This window comes from Kribbella deserti (assembly GCF_042434725.1).
Classification (GTDB): Bacteria; Actinomycetota; Actinomycetes; order Propionibacteriales; family Kribbellaceae; genus Kribbella; species Kribbella deserti.
On the sequence record NZ_JBHLTC010000011.1, the window covers coordinates 49,091 to 66,444 of the forward strand.

Genomic DNA, 17,354 nt, shown 5'->3' on the forward strand with positions numbered 1-17,354 from the left:
ATCCTCAGTGGGAGCTGAGGCTGAGGACCTTCTCGATCTGCGCCCGTACGAATCGCCGGGCCAGTTCGCCTCGCTCGGCTCGCCACTTCCGGCTGGTGGCCGGGCCTACCTCGTAGCGGCGGCGGCAGATGTCGTCCACCAGCGCGGGCGGGGCGGCCAGCGTGTTCATCACGTCGATCGCCTCGCCCTTGGTGATCAGGCGGCCCTCTTCGAGCGTGACCTTCGCCCGGGCCACCGTCAACGGCCCAAGGTCTACCCAGATGTCCTTTTGCCAGATGTGCTTCTTATCCGTCGCGGGATACCAGAAGTCGCGTAGGTCACTTCGAATGAACGCGACGAGCTCATCGTCTGTGACCGGCGGAACGATTCCAGCCGGCTCCCGGCCGTACAAGGTGAGTCCGCCGACTAGAAGCTCCCGACGCGTGACAGGCGTCACCGGCTTCTCGACGCCCTTGCCGTGCGTCCAGGTGGGGTGAGTCCGTTCGACGTCCGCCAGCAAGGCCTTGTCGACGTACGCGCAGGACAGTCGCTCGGCCAGCTCGGAGCGCTTGGCCAGCTTCTTGTGCAGGTTGCGCACTTCGGCCCACTGGCTGAGGTTCAGTTCGCCACTGAGGAGTACAACCAGGTCTAGGTCGCTGCTGTGTGGCTGGAAGTCTCCAAGTGCCAATGAGCCATGGGCCCAGACAGCCTCGACAGTGACAAGCTGGCGGACCTTCCGGGTAAAGCGTTCCAGTAATTCGTCAGCCTCGGCGGTAGACATAGGACAAGCCTCTCACCACCTAGGTGGTGAGAGGCTTGTCGGGATCAGAAGGACAACCGAACATTTACGTCGGCGGCCCGGACGTAGAACATCCGATGGCCGAACCAGATCTGGTAATAGCGGTCCTTGCCGACTACCTGAGTCCGGTCGAGCGGCGTGGATCCGTCGAAGGTCTTGGCGTAGTAGTAGTCCGTCTGGATGTCCCGGTCACCGATCGGATAGGCCTGGCCCGCGCCGATCGAGTACTGCAACGGCGTCACCGGCTGGTACGGGATCTCCGCCGGGTAAGCGGCCTGCTCCGGGTAGGCCCGGCCATAGACCGGTACAGAGGCCAGACCCGGCTTAGGCGTCACAACCAGGCTCGGCTTGGTGTAGGCGTCCTTGTCGGCCGGAGCGTTCTTGAACCAGCCCTTGGCGCCGAGGTACCAGACGGCCACCCAGTCGCCCTGGATCTCTGCCACGACGTACTTCGAGCCCGCGGCGATCCGTGCGCCGTGATCAGACACATGCGTGGTGCTGTGCGAACCGTCCGGCCGCAGACCGAAGTCCTTCACCAGCGGCGCATTCTCGTCCGGAGCCGTCCGGAGGTAGACGAAGTTCGTACCCTGCGGAACGCACCCGGTAGAGCTGCAGCCGGTCATCACCTGGTTGTTGCCCTCGAAGCCCGGCTTGATGATCACCGGCGAGCCGACGCGAACCGGCAGTGGCGTGCCCTTGATCGGCGCACCCATGTACTCGAAGTAGCGCTCCCAGTCCCAGTAGGGTCCCGGGTCCCAGTGCATGCCCCGAACGGTCGCGGGCACCGTGCCCGGCACCTGGTCGTGCCCGATGATGTGGGCCCGGTCCAGCGGGATGTCGTACTTGCCGGCCAGGTACTTCACCAGCCGGGCCGAGTTCCGGTAGAGCGCCTCGGTGTACCAGGTGGCGCCCTGGGCCGCGAAGCCCTCGTGCTCGATCCCGATCGAGTGCGAGTTCACGTACCAGTTGCCGGCGTGCCAGGCGACGTCCTTGTGCGGCACGTGCTGCCAGGTCTTCCCGTCGGACGAGCGCATCGTGTACTGCCAGCTCACGTACTTCGGGTTCTGCACCATGTTGAGCGTGCCCTGCCACCCGCCTTCGGTGTCGTGCACCACGATGTAGTCGATCTTCATGTCGTTCGGGCGGTCGGCCTTGTCGTGGTTGCCGTAGGCGCCCGGGCTGGGTTTGCCGTACCACTCGTACGGCGCGGGCAGCCATTCGCACGCGACGCTCTTCGGGCAGTCAGCCTGGTTGTCGGCCGGGTCGGAGCCAGCGGGCAGATCGAGCAAGGCCAGCTGAGACTTGACCGGAACTGCCTCTACGGCGGGCAGCACGACCCGCTGGCCGAGGTTCGTCGTCCGCGCCGCGCCCTTCGCCAGGATCGCGAAGACGTCGTCCGCGAAGATGCCCGCGGCCGTCCGGTCCTCGGCGCCGACGTACTTGCCGATCGCGGCGTACCACTCGCCGGGCGCGGTCTCCGTACCCGTGGGCAGACCGAGCGCGCGCTGGTGCTCGGCCAGCAGAGCGGCACCGCCGGCAACGTTGGCGGCGGTGTCCGCTCTGAGGGTGGCCGGGGCGAGCCCGGTCAGTTCGGAGGCCCGGTAGAGCGTCTGCAGCGAGTCCACCTTGGCGGTGACACGCCGGCCCGACCGCTCCCGGACGGTGCTCGGATCGACGGCCGTCAGGTGCAGCGGGCCGTAACCACCCGACGTACTCGACTTGCCCTCGTGGTCGTCCCAGCGCGACTGCGCGTAGGACACGGCGAGCAGCACGGACTCCGGTACGCCGTACTGGGCCGAGGCCGCCTTGAAGGCGGCGGCCAGCGCATCCGGACCGGCCTCTTGGGCGGTCGCCGGGGCGACTGGTGGCTCGGCGGACGACACGCCGGTCACCGCCATCGGCAGCGCGACTGCTGCCAATGCGGCGAGAATCTTCGGACGACGACGCATGATTGATCTCCCTGACCCGATGGGGGGTGGCCCGGGTCCGGTCTCACTCAGACCGGTGGCCCGTTCACTCTGGGTCGCACCGCCGGTCTATGTCAACGGTTTACGGAAACTGCGGGGGGAATCGTTCAATGCTGACCGAAACGCAGGATCCACGGGGAAGACGGAGCACGTCATGGAAGCGTTGCCGCTGGCATTCACCACGGGCTGGGCGAGCGGGATCAACGCCTATGCCTGCGTCCTGATCCTGGGACTGCTCGGCCGGTTCGCCGAACTCGACCAGATCCCGGACGCGCTGACCCGCACCGACGTGCTGATCGTGGCGGGCGTGCTGTTCGCGTTCGAGTTCGTCGCGGACAAGATCCCGTACGTCGACTCCGCCTGGGACACCATCTCGACGGTGATCCGGCCGACCGTCGGCGCGGTGATCGCGGCCCTGATGGCCAGCGACACCACCACCTTGAACCAGGCGATCGTGGCCGCCACCGGTGGCGGCGTGGCGCTGGTCTCGCATCTGATCAAGGCGAGCCTGCGGCTGGCGGTCAACACCTCCCCCGAACCCGTGAGCAACATCGCGGTCAGTTCCGGTGAGGACGTCGCCGTCGCCGGGGTCGTCTCGCTCGCCGCCTTCCATCCCGAGATCGCGTTGATCATCAGCGCGATCCTGCTGGTGCTCGGCGCGATCGGCGTCTACCTCGCGCTCAAGCTGATCCGGCGCGGCCTCGAGCGGTACCAGGCCTGGCGGGCCAGACGGTCCGCCCCCGCGAACGGGAACGGCACCCTCTGATGGCCCGCGTCATCGTCATCGGGGCCGGCCTCGGTGGCCTCGCCGCCGCTGCCCGCCTCGCCAAGCTCGGTCACCAGGTCACCATCTGCGAACGCCGCGACCGGATCGGCGGTGTGCTCGGCAGCATCGAGGCCGACGGCTTCCGCTGGGACGCCGGCGCGGCCAGTACGACGCTGCCGGCCGCCCTGCGCGACCTGTTCCGCAAGTCCGGGCGGCCACTCGAACAGCTCGCCCAGCTCGACCCGATCCAGGAACCGCGCCGCCATCTCTTCACGGACGGCACCGTTCTCGACCTCCCTCTCACCGATCGCGCCGGCCAGCTCGCCGCCTGGCGGGACCTGGCGGGCGAGAAGGCCTCGCTGGAGTGGACCGACCTGGTCGACTCGTACGGCGAGACCTGGCAGGTGCTGCGTAAGACGGCACTGGAGGCACCTCTACCGGACAAGAGATCCTTCGCCGCGTGGCGGGCCCTGCGGCCATGGCAGTCGCTGGAGAAGGTTGCCAAGCGCAAGCTGAGCGACGAACGGGCCCGCGAGGTGCTGGCGTTCCACGCGACTCTGCAGGGCTCGGACGCTTCACGTACGCCGGGATACTTCGGCGTCGGCTCGTACCTCGAGCGCACCTTCGGCCGGTGGACCTTCGAAGACGGGTTCGCCGTCCTGGTCGATGCCCTCGGCAAGCGTTTGACCGAGCGCAAGGTCGAGGTCCGCCTGGGCGTCGACGTGGCCGGCGTACTGACCTCGGGCGGCACGGTCCAGGGTGTGCGGCTGGCCGACGGCAGCGAACTCGCGGCCGATCTCGTCGTGAGCGATATCGATCCACGCGAGCTGTTCGAGCACCTGGTGATCGACCCGGCCGCGAAGAAGGAACGCCGTCGCATCCTGTCCACGCATCTGGCCGAGTCGCAGTACGTCGTACATCTCGGGTTGCGCGAACCGCTGCCGGAACTGCCGTTCGAAACCGTGCTGCACGGCGAACCACCGGTGCTGATCCGCCGCGCCGGGCAGGCACCACCCGGGCACCAGGCCTGGTCGGTGCTCGTACACGGTTATCCCAGCGACGACGTGATCGATCTGCTGGTGGCCCGTGGGCTGCCGATCCGCGATCACGTGGTGAGCCGGCAGACCTCGGGCTCATGGTGGACCGGTATCGCCTGGGAAGGCGCCCGGACCGCGAGCCGCCGGGCCAAGAACGTGACCGGTGTGAAGGGTCTGTACTGCGTTGGGGCCGGCGCCCATCCGGGTGGCGGCGTACCGGCCGTGGTGCTCGGCGCGGCGATCGTGGCCGACGCCATCGGCAAGGCCTGAGCAACGGTCGCGAAGCCAGCGCGGACCGCGTCATATCAAACGGCTGGAAGCGGCTGAAGGCCGAGACCGGCTGCGCCTGGGCGGGAGCGGCGGAATAGACTCGGTCGTTCATGTGTTCGTGCCGGGGTCGCGCCCGGCAGCAGAGAGGACCCTGGTGGATCACTCCCCCGAGTCAACCGGTCTCCCGACCGACTTGGAATCCGTCGAACGGGCCGAGTTGGCCGTCGAGCAAGCGCACGTCGACAGGGTCTACGGCCGGGTCGAGGAGGCCGCCCGATCGGCGGCACGTATCGCCGTCGACGGCCATCAACGCGGCCAGGCCCAGCAGGTCGGCATGGTCCGGGACGAGGAGATGACCGGCCTGTACGAGCGGGACGTGCTGGTTTTCGCCGCCGCCCGCCGGATCGCCGAACTCGACGCCGAGCACGAAGGCCTGGTCTTCGGCCGGCTCGACTCCGACCGGCCCGGTGCGGACGAGCCCGCGACCACCGCCAACGAGCTGGAGACGTTGTACGTCGGCCGAATCGGCGTTCGCGACGCGGAGTACGAACCACTGGTCATCGACTGGCGCGCGCCTGCCGCCGAACCGTTCTACCGGGCCACCTCGGCCGACCGCCTGGGCGTCGTACGGCGCCGGGTACTGCGTTGCCGCGGCGCGAAGATCATCGGCCTCGAGGACGATCTCCTCGCGCCGGAGCGGGCCCCTGAGGACCTGCCGGTGATGGGTGAGGGCGCGTTGATGGCGGCGCTGTCCCGGGCCCGTGGGCACACCATGCGCGATATCGTCGCGACCATCCAGGCCGAACAGGACAAGGCCATTCGCGCTCCCGCCCGCGGTGTCACCGTCATCGGCGGTGGCCCGGGCACGGGTAAGACGGTGGTGGCGCTGCACCGCGCGGCGTACTTGCTGTACTCGGACCGGCGGCGGTTCGAGCGCGGCGGCGTGCTGGTGATCGGCCCGTCCGCCGCGTTCATGGCCTACATCGAGCGGGTGCTGCCCAGCCTCGGTGAGAACACGGTCTCCCTGCGGGCGATGGGCGAGGTGGTCGACGGCGTCAGCGCCACGGCCGTCGACGACGTGGAAGTGGCCCGGATCAAGGGATCCCTGCGGATCCGGCAGGTGCTCAGCCGCGCCGCCCGCGATCGCGTGCCGGGTGCGCCCACGTCGCTGAAGATCTTTGTCGGTGGCGCCTCGGTCGAACTCGACGCGAACGCGCTCGACAACGTGCGCCGCAACGCCCTGCGACGGACCCAGCGCAACAAGGCGGTCACCGAAGCCCGGCGTGGTCTGGTGAACGCCTTGTGGCAGCGATTCCCCGAAGACCTGAAGTCGGGCAAGCTGGCCGATCGTGAGTCGTTCGGCGATGCCGTCACGGATCTGCCGGCGTTCGCCTCGTTCTTCTTCGCCTGGTGGCCGACGCTCATGCCCGTGCAGGTGCTGCGCTGGCTGGGCGACGCCCGCCGGCTGCGGCATTGGGCGCGGGGTGAGTTCAACGACGCCGAGGTCGGCCTGCTGGCCGAGGCGATCGGCACCGCGACCGAACTGACCGTCGCCGATATCGCCTTGCTGGACGAGCTCGATCAGCTGCTGGGACGGCCTTTGCCGGTCGAGCGGGACGAGGAGTTCGACTGGCTGGAAGGTCTCAGCGACGGCGTCAACGAGGTGCTCACCAGCTCCGAGCGACGGGCCCGGGCGATCGCGGCGGCCGAGGCCGAGGAGGTCGCGGAGTACGCGCACGTCCTGGTCGACGAGGCGCAGGACCTTTCGCCGATGCAGTGGCGCATGGTCACCCGGCGCGGCCCGCAGGCCAGCTGGACGATCGTCGGCGACCCGGCTCAGAGCGCCTGGCACGATCCGGCCGAGGCGACCGCCGCGATGGACTCGATGCTGAGTCACCTGCAGCGGCACACGTTCCGCTTGTCCACGAACTACCGGAACTCGGCCGAGATCTATGCCTTCGCCGGTGAGGTGATCCGGCGCGAGATCCCGGACGCGGATCTGCCCAACGCCGTTCGTGAGACCGGGGTCGAGCCCGAGCACCGCCAGGTCGAGGTCGGCCAGGTCGCGGATGCCGCCGCGGCCGCCGCCACCGAACTGCTCGGACTGGTCGAGGGCACCGTCGGCGTCATCGTGCCGCCCCGGCTGCGCGCCGAGGTCGGCAAGGTCCTGGCCGAGATCGGCAACCCGCGCGTCGCCGCCCTCAGCCCGCTGGAGTCCAAGGGCCTGGAGTACGACGCGGTGGTCGTGGTCGAGCCCGACGCCATCGTCACCGACACCCTCGGCGGCATCCGCGCCCTGTACGTCGTCCTGACCCGCGCCACCCAGCGCATGATCACCATCAACAGCACCACCAACTGGCTGCCCTGATCCGGGCCCACCGAATCATCGGTGGGCCCTCCCAGGTCGGCGGAGACCGCAGCGCGAGGCGACTGGCCGGCTACCAAGTTCTGGGACCACTACCGGGTTTCGGCGCCACTACGGGGTTTGGGGATCACTGCCGGGTTTCGGGACAGTGCCGGGTTTTGCCGTGCCCGCTACCAGGTTGTTGTGCCACTACCCGGTTGCAGCCAGGTAGTCGCACCAGAACCCGGCACTAGCCCGTTCCGGGTGGCTTGTTCCGAGGGTCGACCGTCGGAATCGGGGGTGGACCCGTCAAATTTGGCACGTCGACCCCCGACCTCAAAGGTCGACCCTGCGATCAGGCGCGGGAGCACCCGGCGACGCGCTCATCCTCACGGCGTCGATCACGAAGCCGCGCGGGCGCGACCACCCGGACGGAACCGCCCGCGCACACCCAACCACCCGGACGGAACCACCCACGCACACCCAACCACCCGGACGGAACCGCGGAACCACCCGGAGCGATAGGGGTACGGGACCACCCGAGGCAACCGGTCAGACCTCACCCGTCCGCTGAAATCCCGCCGCACTTGGCCGGTTCGGGTCAGGTCGAGGGCGCGTCAGCACCGCCAACCGGCTGCCCTGCACCACGCAACAAGTCTGTCGGTGGGGCGCAGTAGGGTCCAGCGGGTGGTGGGACGGGGCCCGCTGGGGCGGGATTTCGAGCTGTTGTGGATCGCGTACTCGACCAGCGCTATCGGTACGGCGCTGGCGGCGGGCGCGTTGCCGCTGATCGCGATCACGGTGCTGGACGCGTCCACCCTGCAGGTGTCGTTGCTCGCGACCCTGTCGGGCCTCGCGGCTGCCGTGATCGCGTTGCCCTTCGGCGGACTGATCGAGCACCGGCGCAAGCGGCCAGTCATGATCGGGACGGACCTGGTCCGCTTCGCCGCGGCCGCCAGCATCCCGGTCGCGGCATTGCTCGACGGCCTGACCTATCTCCAGCTCTGCCTGGTCGCGCTGGTCACCACCTCGGCCACGATCGCGTACACCGCGGCCAGTGGCACCCATCTGAAGGCGCTGGTCCCGGCGGACGGCCTCACCCTGGCCAACAGCCGGATCGAGTCCGCCTTCTGGTTCAGCAACACCCTCGGTACGCCGATCGGCGGCGGCCTGATCTCGTTGCTAGGGGCAACTATCACGATGGCGCTGGACGCCGTCAGCTACCTGCTCTCGGCCTTCGGCGTCAGCCGCATCCGCGCACCGGAACCAGCCCCGCCGGTCCGTACTGTGAAGGCCTCGAAGGACCTCGTCACCGGCTGGCGCGAGATCTTCGCCCACCGGGGCCTGAACGCGTTGTTCTGGAATTCCCAGCTCTTCGGCGGCTCCGTCATGCTCGTCTCGCCGCTATTGGCCGTTCTGATGCTGCGAGACCTGCGCTTCGCCCCCTGGCAATACGGCTTGGTCCTGGGCGCTCCCTGCCTCGGCGGCATCCTCGGCGCCCGCTGCACCCCTTGGCTCACCAGGCGGTACGGCGACCACCGGGTCCTGCTGGCCTCGGGAATAGCCCGCGCCGTCTGGCTTCTCCCCTTGCCCTTCGCGGGTCCGGGCACCTCCGGGATGGTGCTGCTGATCGGGACGCAGTTCGGGTTGTTGCTTTCGGCAGGCGTCTTCAATCCGTCGTTCGCCACGTACCGCCAGCGGGCGGTCAAGGACGGCTACCTCTCCCGCGTCACCGCCTCGTGGTCCATCAGTTCGCGGACCACGCACCCACTCGCCATCGCCGTCGGCGGCCTCCTGGCCACGGCGTTCTCGCTCCCCACGGCGATACTCCTGGCCGCGCTCGCCTGCCTCCTGAGCGCTGCCCTGCTCCCCTGGCGAACCGTGCCTAGGCCCGAGGAATGACGTAGTGCAGCAGGGTGGCGTCGTCCGCGGTCAGGTCGGGCCACGCGGAGTTGTGCTGGAGTACGGCGAGCCCGGTGGTGGGGTACTTCTGCGTCAGCGCGGTCCGGGCCTCGGTCTCGGCCGGGGCGGCGAGTTCGTCGGCCAGCCACGGGATACCCGGCGCGTGGCCGACGACGATCACCGTGCGGGCCTCCGCGGGCACATCGCGAAGGACCTCCAGCAGGGATTCCGGATAGGCGTTGTAGATCCGGCGGTCGAACCAGACGTCGCCGGCCGAGGCGCCCGCGTTGGCGGCGTACTGCCAGGTTTCGCGGGTTCGTTCGGCGGGTGAGCAGAGCACGAGGTCGGCCGCGATCCCCTGCTCGGCCAGCCATTTGCCCGCCTCGGCGGCGTCGGCGCGGCCGCGCGGGGCCAGCGGGCGTTCGAGATCGGCCATCGACTCGGGCGGTACGGCTTTCGCGTGCCGCAGCAACACCAGCAGACGGTTGCCGGCTGGAGCGGGAGTGGGGTCAGCCATCTGGCCTTGGGCCTTTCAGCCGGCGGCGACGTGGGACTGCAGGTTCTGGAACACCTCGCGGGTCGCCGTCGAGCGGTTGAGGGTGATGAAGTGAATACCGGGCGCGCCACCGGCCAGCAGGCGGTCGGACAAGTCGGTGGCGATTTCGATGCCGACGGCCCGGACCGCGGCGGGATCGCCGTCCACGGCATACAACCGGTCGGTCACCTCGGTGGGCAGGGCCATTCCGGTCAGCTCGGCCATGCGCTGGATCTGCTTCACGTTGGTCACCGGCATGATGCCGGGCAGAATCGGCATCTCGCAACCGAGCGCCGCCACCCGGTCGACCAGCCGGAAGTAGTCGTCCGCCCGGAAGAACATCTGGGTGATCGCGTAGTCCGCACCGGCCTCGGCCTTGGCCACCAGCACCCGCGCATCCGCGTCGAGATCGGCCGCCTCCGGGTGCTTGTCCGGGAAGGCCGCGACCCCGACGCAGAAGTCGCCGAGCTCACGGACCAGCGAAACCAGCTCGACCGCGTGGTTCAGACCGTCGGGGTGGGCGATCCACTCCTTGGTGGGACCACCCGGCGGGTCGCCGCGCAGCGCCAGCACGTTGCGCACGCCGGCCCCGGCATACGCCCCGATCACCGAGCGGAGCTCGTCGCGGGAGTGGGCGACACAGGTGAGATGGCCGATCGGGGTCAGCGAGGTGTCCTGGGCGACCCGCTCGGTCACCCGGATGGTGCCGTCGCGAGTGCTGCCGCCGGCGCCGTAGGTGATGGAGACGAACGTCGGCCGGAGCTGCTCGATCTCCCGGATCGCGCGCCACAGCACCTCTTCGGCCTCGGGCGTCTTCGGCGGGAAGAACTCGAACGAGAACGACTTGGTCCCAGCCGCGAGCAGTTCACGGATGGTCGGCGCACTGTCGTTGCGCATCGAGGGGAAGCCGGTCGCCATGCGCACCAGGCTACCCGCCCGCACCGGGTCCGTGCCGGGACCGACTACTCTCCGAGACGTGGACCCTGAAGCAGCGAACACGGCACCGGACATCGCGGGTGGAGTGCAGCTCGCCCTCACCAGCTTTCTCGACATCCAGCAAAAGCGCCTGACCGCGCTCGGGCCGGAACTGGCCGCGCAGGTCGAAGCCGCGCGGGACGCGACCAGTGGTGGCAAGCGGTTGCGGCCCGCCTTTTGCTACTGGGGTTTCCGCGCCGCCGGTGGTGATCCGGAACTACCGATCCTGAAGGCCGCCGCCAGCCTGGAGATGCTGCACGTCAGCGCCCTGGTGCACGACGACGTGATGGACTCCTCGGACGTACGGCGCGGGGCACCCTCCGCGCACCGGCGGTTCGAGGCGCTGCAGCGCGAGCGGACCGCGCGTACCGGTAAGGGTGGTGACGCGGAGAGCTTCGGTATCGGCGCGGCCATCCTGCTGGGCGATCTCTGCCTGGTCTGGGCCGACGAGATGATGCACACCTCCGGCTTCTCCACCGAGGCCCTCGGCCGCGCTTCGCAGTTCTTCGACGCCGTCCGGATCGAGGTCACCGCCGGGCAGTACCTCGACCTTGTCGCGCAGGCCAGCGGCGAGGCCGACATGGATCGGGCCCTGCGGGTGCTGCGGTTCAAGTCCGCCACCTACACGGTCGAGCGGCCCCTGCACATCGGCGCGGCGCTCGCGCATGGCGGCCAGAGCCTGATCGACTCGCTGTCGGCCTTCGGTCTGCCGCTCGGCGAGGCCTTCCAATTGCGCGACGACCTGCTCGGCGTCTTCGGCGATCCCCAGGTGACGGGCAAGCCCGCGGGTGACGATCTGCGCGAGGGCAAGCGAACGGTCCTCACGACGTACGCCGTGGAGCATGCGTCACCGGCCCAGCTGGCGGAGTTCGATCGCCTCTTCGGGTCAGACGAGCTTGGTGACGACGAGGTCCAGGTGCTGCGGGAGATCCTGCAGGACACGGGCGCGGTCCAGGCCTGCGAGGACCTCATCACCGAACGCACCCAGGACGCGCTCGCCTCGCTCGGCAAGGCCCCGATCGACGACGCCGAGGCCCGCGAGGCCCTCGCCGCCCTGGCCGTGGCCGCCACCTCCCGCTCGGTCTAACCCGGCCGCCGCCGTTCAGCTCGCGGCAGCCGGTTCAACCCACAGGCCGGTTCAGCCCGCGGCGGGCGGTTCAGCCGGCGGCGTAGGCAGAGATGAGTTTGAGCAGGTCGGCGCTCGGGTCGAGGTCGCCGAGCACGATGACCTTGAGTACCGAGCGCTGCTCGTCGTACATGGTCTCGACGCGAAGCCGGCCGTCCTCGGCCCGCCGGCCTTGCAGCGCGGCGAGCACCAGCGTGCCGATCCGGTCGGCGGCGAGGCGGTCGACGCCGTCGATCCGCACGATGCTGGACACCTCGAGCTGCCGTTCGCCGGTGACCTCCGGCCGGCCGGTCAACGCCTCCAGGTCCGCCCGGGCGATGCGGTACTGCTTGCCGATGCGAACCGCCTTCAGCTTGCCGTCGCGCACGTAGTTGCGGACCGTGCGCACGTGCAGACCCAATCGGTCGGCCACCTGCTCGACCGAGTAGAGCTCCTGAGGCATGCCCTCATGATAGGTAGCCATGGACCCCGAACCGGTCAGCGTCACCGCGCCACCAGTGCCCCGGCCGCGCCTGCTGCGCCAGCACTGGCTCGACCTCACCTTCCTGCACTGGGAGATCGAGCCTGAGGCGATCGAGCGGTTCTACCCGCCGGGGACTCGAGCGGACGTCTTCGAGGGCCGGACGTACGTCGGTCTGATCCCTTCCGCATGGTGGGTACGGGCCTCCCCCTCGGCCCGGCGTTGCCCTGGCCCGGGAACTTCCTCGAAACCAACGTGCGCCTCTACTCGGTCGACCGAACCGGCCGTCGCGGCGTGGTCTTCCTCAGCCTGGACGCCAACCGGCCGCTGGTGGTCGCGGCGGCCCGCGCGGTCTTCGGCCTGCCCTACCGGTGGACCCGGCTTCGGCACAGCGCGATCGGCGAGATCCACACGTATACGGCCGAGCGCGGGCCCAGCCGGGTCCAGGTCCGGGCTGGTGAGCAGCTGACAGCGGGACCGCTCGAACACTGGTTGACCGCGCGCTGGGGGCTGCACGTCAGCCACCTCGGTAAGACCTGGTATCTACCCAACGAACATGCCGTTTGGGACCTGCGCCGTGCCGAAGTGCTCGATCTCGACGACGGCCTGCTCGCCACGCACGGCCTCGCCCAGGTCACCGCCCGGCCACCCGATCATGTTGCCTTTAGCAACGGTGTGGCCGCCTCGTTCGGCCGTCCGGTACTAGTCGAATAGCGGGCGGACGCGTTCCAGCACCGCGATGTGCTCGGCGCCGGACAGGCCCATGCCCATCGTGTTGATGCCGAGGTGGGTCGCACCCAGCTCGCGCCACGCGGCGGCGTACGCGGCCCACTCGTGTTCCGGTACGGCGGACAATGTCAGGCGAGCCTCCACCCCGACGGCCTCGGGATCGCGGCCGGCCTGTTCGGCGTACCGCTTGAGCTGGTCGATCTTCGCCCGCGCCTCGTCGTTCGGCGCCAACTGCGGGAACCAGCCGTCGCCGATCCGGCCGGTCCGCTTGATCACCGCGTCGGCTCCGCCACCGAACCAGATCGGGATCGACCGGCGCGGCGGCAACGGCCGGATTCCGGCGTTGTCGATCTGGTGCCACTTGCCGTCGTACGTGATCAGGTCGTCGGCCCAGAGCTTGCGCAACACCTCGACCTGTTCGGTCAGGCGCGCGCCTCGCTCACTGAACGGCACCCCGAGCGCGTGATACTCGACCTCGTTCCAGCCGATGCCGACGCCAAGGCGCAACCGACCGCCACTCAGTACGTCGACCTCGGCCGCCTGCTTGGCGACAAGGGCCGTCTGGCGTTGCGGCAGGATCACCACGTTCGTGACGAGTTCGACGGTGGTGGTCAGCGCCGCGAAGTACCCGAACAGCACGAGCACCTCGTGGAACGAGTCATCACTGGTGTAACCGCGCCACCCCGGCCGCGTGTCCACGCCGGCCCCGAGCACATGGTCGTACGCCAGCAGGTGCGAGTAGCCGGCAGCTTCAGCGGCCTGCGCCCAGTCCCGAACCACCGCCGGGTCATGACCAATCTCAAGCTGCGGCAGCACCGCTCCAATACGCATGTCGGGCCTTTCGCTGGTCGGGTAAATCCTTGCCGGCCGGGACCGGGTGGATGGCAGGATCGCCTACATGATTCTCGTGTGTGGGGCGACGGGCAACATCGGTAGCGCGCTGGTGGAAGCCCTAGTGGCCGCCGACGAGCCAGTGCGGGCACTAGTACGACAAGCCGACCGAGCGCCTGCAGGGGCCGAGGCCGTCGTGGGCGATCTCCACCAGCCCGAGACTTTCCTGGACGCCTTGAGCGGCGTAGACGGACTGTTCATGCTCAGCGGGTACAACGACGAGGACAAACTGCTCGCAGCCGCTCAAACCGCTGAAGTCAGGCACGTCGCACTCCTGTCGAGTGCCTCACTTGACGGGACTGACACCACCAACGCGGGTGCCTTCAGATAAGTGGGCTGCGGCGTTCGAGGGCGATGACGTCGAGCCACTGACCGGCGAGTGGTCCTTGCGGCATGCGGCCGACTCGCTCGCGGGTGCCGATGACGCGGAAGCCGAGCGCCTTGTGCAGGGCAAGGCTGGCGGTGTTCTGGGGGAAGATGCCGGACTGGATCGTCCAGATCCCGGCGGCCTCGGTGCTGTCGATCAACGCCTGCAACAGTGCGCGTCCGACGCCTTGCCCGGCGGCCGCCTCGGCGACGTACACCGAATGCTCGACCACACCCGCGTAGACCGCCCGGGTCGAGACCGGCGTGATCGCGATCCAGCCGAGCACAGGTCCATCCTCGGCCGCGCGAGCCACCAACCGGTGGCCCGGCAACCGCCCCTGGTCGAACGTCTCCCAGCTGGGCGGCTCGGCCTCGAAGGTGGCGACCCCGGTCGCGATGCCCTCGGCGTAGATCGCCTCGACCGCCGGCCAGTCCGCCGCGGCCATCGGTTCGATCAGCATCAGACCGCCGGCAGGCCGACCAGTAGGCACGGCACCTCGGCGTCACCCGGAAGGCGCATCAGGATCCGGAGCTGGCCCGACTCCTTCGCGTCCTCGCCGAAGATCTGCAACGCGACCGCCACGGTGTCATGGTCGGCGTCGAGCAGGTGCTGCCAGCCTTCCCAGAGCACCAACTCGGGCTCACCGGTACCGCGATCGCCGAGCGAGTCGGCCAGCGCGTCCCAGTTGCGGCCGAACCAGCGCGGCAGGTCGAACGCCGTCGCGCAGGTGTCGAGAAAGCCCGCTTTGTCGAGCACACCGGTGGTGTCGAGCAGCGTGTAGGTCCAGCCGGCCTCGACGGCCTCGCGCTCGACGGCCTCGGCCGGTTCGGCTGAATTCCAGCGATACACCCCTGGCGGAAGACCTTCGGCCAGCAGCTCGGTCACGCTCATTCGTCCACCCGTATTCTGCGGAAGCTCTGGTAGTGATCGTCGGTGTAGTACTGCTCGCCGCCCTTGCCGGTGACGATGCGCCGGGCGCCACGGCCGGACTCCCCCGGGGTCTTCACGGTGTATTCCCGGTAGTACCCGCGATCATGCTTGGGCAGGATGCGCTCGTTGTTGCCGAACACGATGCCGTCGCGCTGGTACGGAAACGGCCCGCCCTTCTCGATCAGCTCGAGCGTTTGGCGCGCCTCGGCCGGCAGGTCGTTCACACTGACCAGGACCAGGCCGCTGTCCGGATCGGCCTCGGTGTGCTTCGAGGCGTCCTCCGGGCTGCAGCCGAACAGCGAGGCGGCCAGGGTGAGCACCATCATGGCGATCACCACGGCCGCGACGATGCGAGCGGCCTTCGGGTTGCCGATCACACGGCCCCCCGCAGACGCCGCGCGAACGCCGCCGCGGCGGCCTCGGGATCATCCGCGTCCGCGATGGCGCGGACCACCACAACTCGTTCCGCTCCGGCCTCCATCACCTCGTCCAGCCGTTCGAGATCGATCCCCCCGATCGCGAACCACGGCTTGGCCGAGTTCCTGCTGGCGGCGTACGACACGAGTTCGAGGCCCGCCGCGGCACGGCCGGGTTTGGTCGGCGTGGTCCAGGTCGGCCCGGTGCAGAAGTAGTCCGACCCGGTCTCCTCGATCGCGGCGTTGACCTGACTGAAGGTGTGCGTCGATCGCCCGATCACCGGCTCCGGCCCGAACACCGCGCGCGCCGCGGCCACGGGCAGGTCCCGCTGACCAAGGTGCAGCACGTCGGCTCCGGCCGCGAACGCCACGTCGGCACGATCGTTCACCGCGAGCAGCGTTCCGTGCCGGCGGCAGACGTCCGCGAAAACCTCCAGCGCGGCGAGTTCGTCGGCGGCCTCGATGCCCTTCTGGCGCAGCTGCACGATGTCGACGCCACCACGTAGCGCGGCGTCAAGGAACTGTTCGAGATCACCTTGCTCCTGCCGGGCGTCCACACACAGGTACAGACGCGCATCGGCGAGACGTTCGCGGGCGGTGGTATCAGCGGGAACAAAGGAGGTCACAGGCTCAGCCTGCCATGTTCCCGGCCTCGGCCGCTCTGCAGGTTCAGGCAACATAGGGTCGAGCTATGGCAGACACAAGCGCGGACGTGGTGATCGTCGGGGGTGGACTGATCGGCCTGGCCACCGCCTGGCGACTGGCGCGCGACGGCGTGCGGGTCGTGGTCGCCGATCCGACGCCCGGCGAGCAGACCTCGTCCGTGGCCGCGGGCATGCTGGCACCGGTCACCGAGGTGGAGTACGGCGAAGACGATCTACTCGCGCTCAACCTGGCCGGCGTGGCCGCATGGCCGGCCTTCGCCGCCGACCTCGAGCACGCCACCGGTCTGCCCTCCGGCCTGTACGCGAGTGGCACGCTCTCGGTCGCGTACGACGCCGACGACGCGGCCGCCATCCGCCGCCTCGCGGAGTACCAGCGCCGGCTCGGCCTGGACGTGGTCGAGCTCACCGGTCGCGAAGCGCGCAAACGCGAACCCCTGCTGGCCGTCGGTGTTTCGGCCGGAATGTGGGTCCCGAACGACCATTCCGTGGACAACCGCCGCGCCGTGACCGCCCTGCTGGCCGCAACCGAGGCCGCCGGGGTCCAGCTGGTACGACGTACGGTCGCGCGGGTGGTCGTGGACGGGCAGCGCGCGAGTGGCATCGAACTGGCCGGCGGCGAGGTCATCCGCGCGGAAACGGTTGTGGTCGCGGCCGGGCCCTGGTCCGCCCAGATCGACGGGATTCCGGACGAACTCCGGCCGCCGGTCAGGCCGTTGAAGGGCGAGATCCTCCGCCTGCGTGTTCCCGAGGCCTACCGGCCCGCGTTACAGCACACCGTGCGCGCGACCGCACGCGGCTTTGCGGTCTACCTGGTTCCCCGGCCGGATGGCGAGTTGGTGGTGGGGGCCACCAGCACCGAACTCGGGTACGACACTCGCGTTCTGGCCGGAGGCGTCTTCAGCTTGTTGCGGGATGCCCGAATGGTGCTGCCGATCACCGACGAGCTGGAACTGGTCGAGGCCGTCGCGGGGTTGCGCCCGACCACACCGGACAACGCGCCGATCCTCGGCCCCGCCGGCATCGACGGCCTGCTGTGGGCGACGGGCCACTACCGCAACGGCGTACTGCTGAGTCCGATCACGGCCGGCCTGATCGCCCAGACCGTACTCACCGGCACGGTGCCCGACCTCGCGAAGCCCTTCCTGGCCGAGCGATTCCGCACCGCGCCGCGGGCCTCGTGACCCATCCCACGGACC

17 protein-coding genes and 1 pseudogene are annotated in these 17,354 nt (G+C 69.3%); 8 read left to right on the forward strand and 10 right to left on the reverse strand.

Going from position 1 to position 17,354, the window contains the following annotated elements; translation table 11 throughout:
• Positions 1–4 precede the first annotated feature (4 nt).
• Positions 5–760 carry a nucleotidyltransferase domain-containing protein gene (locus ACFFGN_RS09700; protein WP_380045563.1) on the reverse strand — a complete coding sequence of 252 codons (756 nt, stop codon included), beginning with the start codon at positions 758–760 and terminating at the stop codon, positions 5–7.
• Positions 761–804: 44 nt separating this feature from the next.
• The gene (locus ACFFGN_RS09705; protein WP_380045567.1) at positions 805–2,727 is read right to left on the reverse strand and encodes an N-acetylmuramoyl-L-alanine amidase; all 1,923 of its coding nucleotides are present in this window, start codon (positions 2,725–2,727) and stop codon (positions 805–807) included.
• Between the two features lie 172 nt (positions 2,728–2,899).
• Between ACFFGN_RS09705 and ACFFGN_RS09710 the strand changes: the two genes are divergently transcribed.
• The 4 genes from ACFFGN_RS09710 (at position 2,900) to ACFFGN_RS09725 (ending at position 9,064) form a co-directional block, all read left to right on the forward strand.
• On the forward strand, positions 2,900–3,511 hold the full coding sequence (locus ACFFGN_RS09710; protein ID WP_380045570.1) for a DUF4126 domain-containing protein: 612 nt from the start codon (positions 2,900–2,902) through the stop codon (positions 3,509–3,511).
• Positions 3,511–4,818 carry a phytoene desaturase family protein gene (locus tag ACFFGN_RS09715; RefSeq protein WP_380045573.1) on the forward strand — a complete coding sequence of 436 codons (1,308 nt, stop codon included), beginning with the start codon at positions 3,511–3,513 and terminating at the stop codon, positions 4,816–4,818. The genes ACFFGN_RS09710 and ACFFGN_RS09715 overlap by 1 nt, the downstream gene beginning before the upstream one ends.
• A 154-nt stretch (positions 4,819–4,972) precedes the next feature.
• Entirely contained in the window at positions 4,973–7,186 is a 2,214-nt protein-coding gene (locus tag ACFFGN_RS09720) for a HelD family protein (protein WP_380045576.1), read from the forward strand.
• Positions 7,187–7,849: 663 nt separating this feature from the next.
• Entirely contained in the window at positions 7,850–9,064 is a 1,215-nt protein-coding gene (locus ACFFGN_RS09725; protein WP_380045579.1) for an MFS transporter, read from the forward strand.
• Here the strand turns inward: ACFFGN_RS09725 and ACFFGN_RS09730 are convergent.
• On the reverse strand, positions 9,048–9,581 hold the full coding sequence (locus ACFFGN_RS09730; protein ID WP_380045582.1) for a SixA phosphatase family protein: 534 nt from the start codon (positions 9,579–9,581) through the stop codon (positions 9,048–9,050). The two genes, ACFFGN_RS09725 and ACFFGN_RS09730, sit on opposite strands and share 17 nt — an antisense overlap.
• Positions 9,582–9,596: 15 nt before the next feature.
• Positions 9,597–10,517 (reverse strand): methylenetetrahydrofolate reductase [NAD(P)H], encoded by a 921-nt coding sequence (metF, locus tag ACFFGN_RS09735; RefSeq protein WP_380045585.1) that lies wholly within the window; start codon positions 10,515–10,517, stop codon positions 9,597–9,599.
• Between the two features lie 58 nt (positions 10,518–10,575).
• Here metF and ACFFGN_RS09740 point away from each other — a divergent pair, with 58 nt between their 5' ends.
• Positions 10,576–11,661 carry a polyprenyl synthetase family protein gene (locus ACFFGN_RS09740; RefSeq protein WP_380045588.1) on the forward strand — a complete coding sequence of 362 codons (1,086 nt, stop codon included), beginning with the start codon at positions 10,576–10,578 and terminating at the stop codon, positions 11,659–11,661.
• A 70-nt stretch (positions 11,662–11,731) separates the two neighbouring features.
• Here ACFFGN_RS09740 and ACFFGN_RS09745 read toward each other — a convergent pair whose 3' ends face one another.
• Complete coding sequence (locus ACFFGN_RS09745) at positions 11,732–12,142, reverse strand: helix-turn-helix domain-containing protein (RefSeq protein WP_380045591.1); 411 nt, start codon at positions 12,140–12,142, stop codon at positions 11,732–11,734.
• A gap of 19 nt (positions 12,143–12,161) precedes the next feature.
• On the opposite strand from ACFFGN_RS09745, the pseudogene ACFFGN_RS09750 reads away from it, so the two are divergent.
• Positions 12,162–12,874, forward strand: a pseudogene (locus ACFFGN_RS09750) (YqjF family protein).
• Here ACFFGN_RS09750 and ACFFGN_RS09755 read toward each other — a convergent pair.
• The gene (locus tag ACFFGN_RS09755; RefSeq protein ID WP_380045594.1) at positions 12,863–13,720 is read right to left on the reverse strand and encodes an LLM class F420-dependent oxidoreductase; all 858 of its coding nucleotides are present in this window, start codon (positions 13,718–13,720) and stop codon (positions 12,863–12,865) included. The pseudogene ACFFGN_RS09750 and the gene ACFFGN_RS09755 sit on opposite strands and share 12 nt — an antisense overlap.
• 67 nt (positions 13,721–13,787) lie before the next feature.
• Here ACFFGN_RS09755 and ACFFGN_RS09760 point away from each other — a divergent pair, with 67 nt between their 5' ends.
• Positions 13,788–14,111, forward strand: coding sequence for an SDR family oxidoreductase (locus tag ACFFGN_RS09760; RefSeq protein ID WP_380045597.1), 324 nt, complete (start codon positions 13,788–13,790; stop codon positions 14,109–14,111).
• On the opposite strand, the gene ACFFGN_RS09765 is transcribed toward ACFFGN_RS09760, so the two are convergent.
• Genes ACFFGN_RS09765 through thiE form a run of 4 tightly spaced genes read right to left on the reverse strand, consistent with a single transcriptional unit; the run spans position 14,104 to position 16,119 of the window.
• Positions 14,104–14,607, reverse strand: coding sequence for a GNAT family N-acetyltransferase (locus tag ACFFGN_RS09765; RefSeq protein WP_380045600.1), 504 nt, complete (start codon positions 14,605–14,607; stop codon positions 14,104–14,106). The genes ACFFGN_RS09760 and ACFFGN_RS09765 overlap by 8 nt on opposite strands.
• On the reverse strand, positions 14,607–15,038 hold the full coding sequence (locus ACFFGN_RS09770; protein ID WP_380045603.1) for a barstar family protein: 432 nt from the start codon (positions 15,036–15,038) through the stop codon (positions 14,607–14,609). Before ACFFGN_RS09770 ends, ACFFGN_RS09765 begins: the two co-directional genes overlap by 1 nt.
• Entirely contained in the window at positions 15,035–15,454 is a 420-nt protein-coding gene (locus tag ACFFGN_RS09775) for a guanyl-specific ribonuclease (protein ID WP_380045607.1), read from the reverse strand. The genes ACFFGN_RS09770 and ACFFGN_RS09775 overlap by 4 nt, the downstream gene beginning before the upstream one ends.
• A complete protein-coding gene (gene thiE, locus ACFFGN_RS09780) occupies positions 15,451–16,119 on the reverse strand; it encodes a thiamine phosphate synthase (protein WP_380045610.1) in 669 nt (222 codons plus the stop codon). The genes ACFFGN_RS09775 and thiE overlap by 4 nt, the downstream gene beginning before the upstream one ends.
• A 65-nt stretch (positions 16,120–16,184) precedes the next feature.
• Here thiE and thiO point away from each other — a divergent pair, with 65 nt between their 5' ends.
• Positions 16,185–17,339, forward strand: coding sequence for a glycine oxidase ThiO (gene thiO / locus ACFFGN_RS09785; protein WP_380045614.1), 1,155 nt, complete (start codon positions 16,185–16,187; stop codon positions 17,337–17,339).
• Positions 17,340–17,354: the final 15 nt, after the last annotated feature.

What these genes read in the sequence shown, in the direction of transcription:
- ACFFGN_RS09700 (WP_380045563.1), bottom strand. Translation starts at nt 760, where the DNA reads ATGTCTACCGCCGAGGCTGACGAATTACTGGAACGCTTTACCCGGAAG.
- ACFFGN_RS09705 (WP_380045567.1), bottom strand. Translation starts at nt 2,727, where the DNA reads ATGCGTCGTCGTCCGAAGATTCTCGCCGCATTGGCAGCAGTCGCGCTG.
- ACFFGN_RS09710 (WP_380045570.1), top strand. Translation starts at nt 2,900, where the DNA reads ATGGAAGCGTTGCCGCTGGCATTCACCACGGGCTGGGCGAGCGGGATC.
- ACFFGN_RS09715 (WP_380045573.1), top strand. Translation starts at nt 3,511, where the DNA reads ATGGCCCGCGTCATCGTCATCGGGGCCGGCCTCGGTGGCCTCGCCGCC.
- ACFFGN_RS09730 (WP_380045582.1), bottom strand. Translation starts at nt 9,581, where the DNA reads ATGGCTGACCCCACTCCCGCTCCAGCCGGCAACCGTCTGCTGGTGTTG.
- metF (WP_380045585.1), bottom strand. Translation starts at nt 10,517, where the DNA reads ATGGCGACCGGCTTCCCCTCGATGCGCAACGACAGTGCGCCGACCATC.
- ACFFGN_RS09745 (WP_380045591.1), bottom strand. Translation starts at nt 12,142, where the DNA reads ATGCCTCAGGAGCTCTACTCGGTCGAGCAGGTGGCCGACCGATTGGGT.
- ACFFGN_RS09755 (WP_380045594.1), bottom strand. Translation starts at nt 13,720, where the DNA reads ATGCGTATTGGAGCGGTGCTGCCGCAGCTTGAGATTGGTCATGACCCG.
- ACFFGN_RS09760 (WP_380045597.1), top strand. Translation starts at nt 13,788, where the DNA reads ATGATTCTCGTGTGTGGGGCGACGGGCAACATCGGTAGCGCGCTGGTG.
- ACFFGN_RS09765 (WP_380045600.1), bottom strand. Translation starts at nt 14,607, where the DNA reads ATGCTGATCGAACCGATGGCCGCGGCGGACTGGCCGGCGGTCGAGGCG.
- ACFFGN_RS09770 (WP_380045603.1), bottom strand. Translation starts at nt 15,038, where the DNA reads ATGAGCGTGACCGAGCTGCTGGCCGAAGGTCTTCCGCCAGGGGTGTAT.
- thiO (WP_380045614.1), top strand. Translation starts at nt 16,185, where the DNA reads ATGGCAGACACAAGCGCGGACGTGGTGATCGTCGGGGGTGGACTGATC.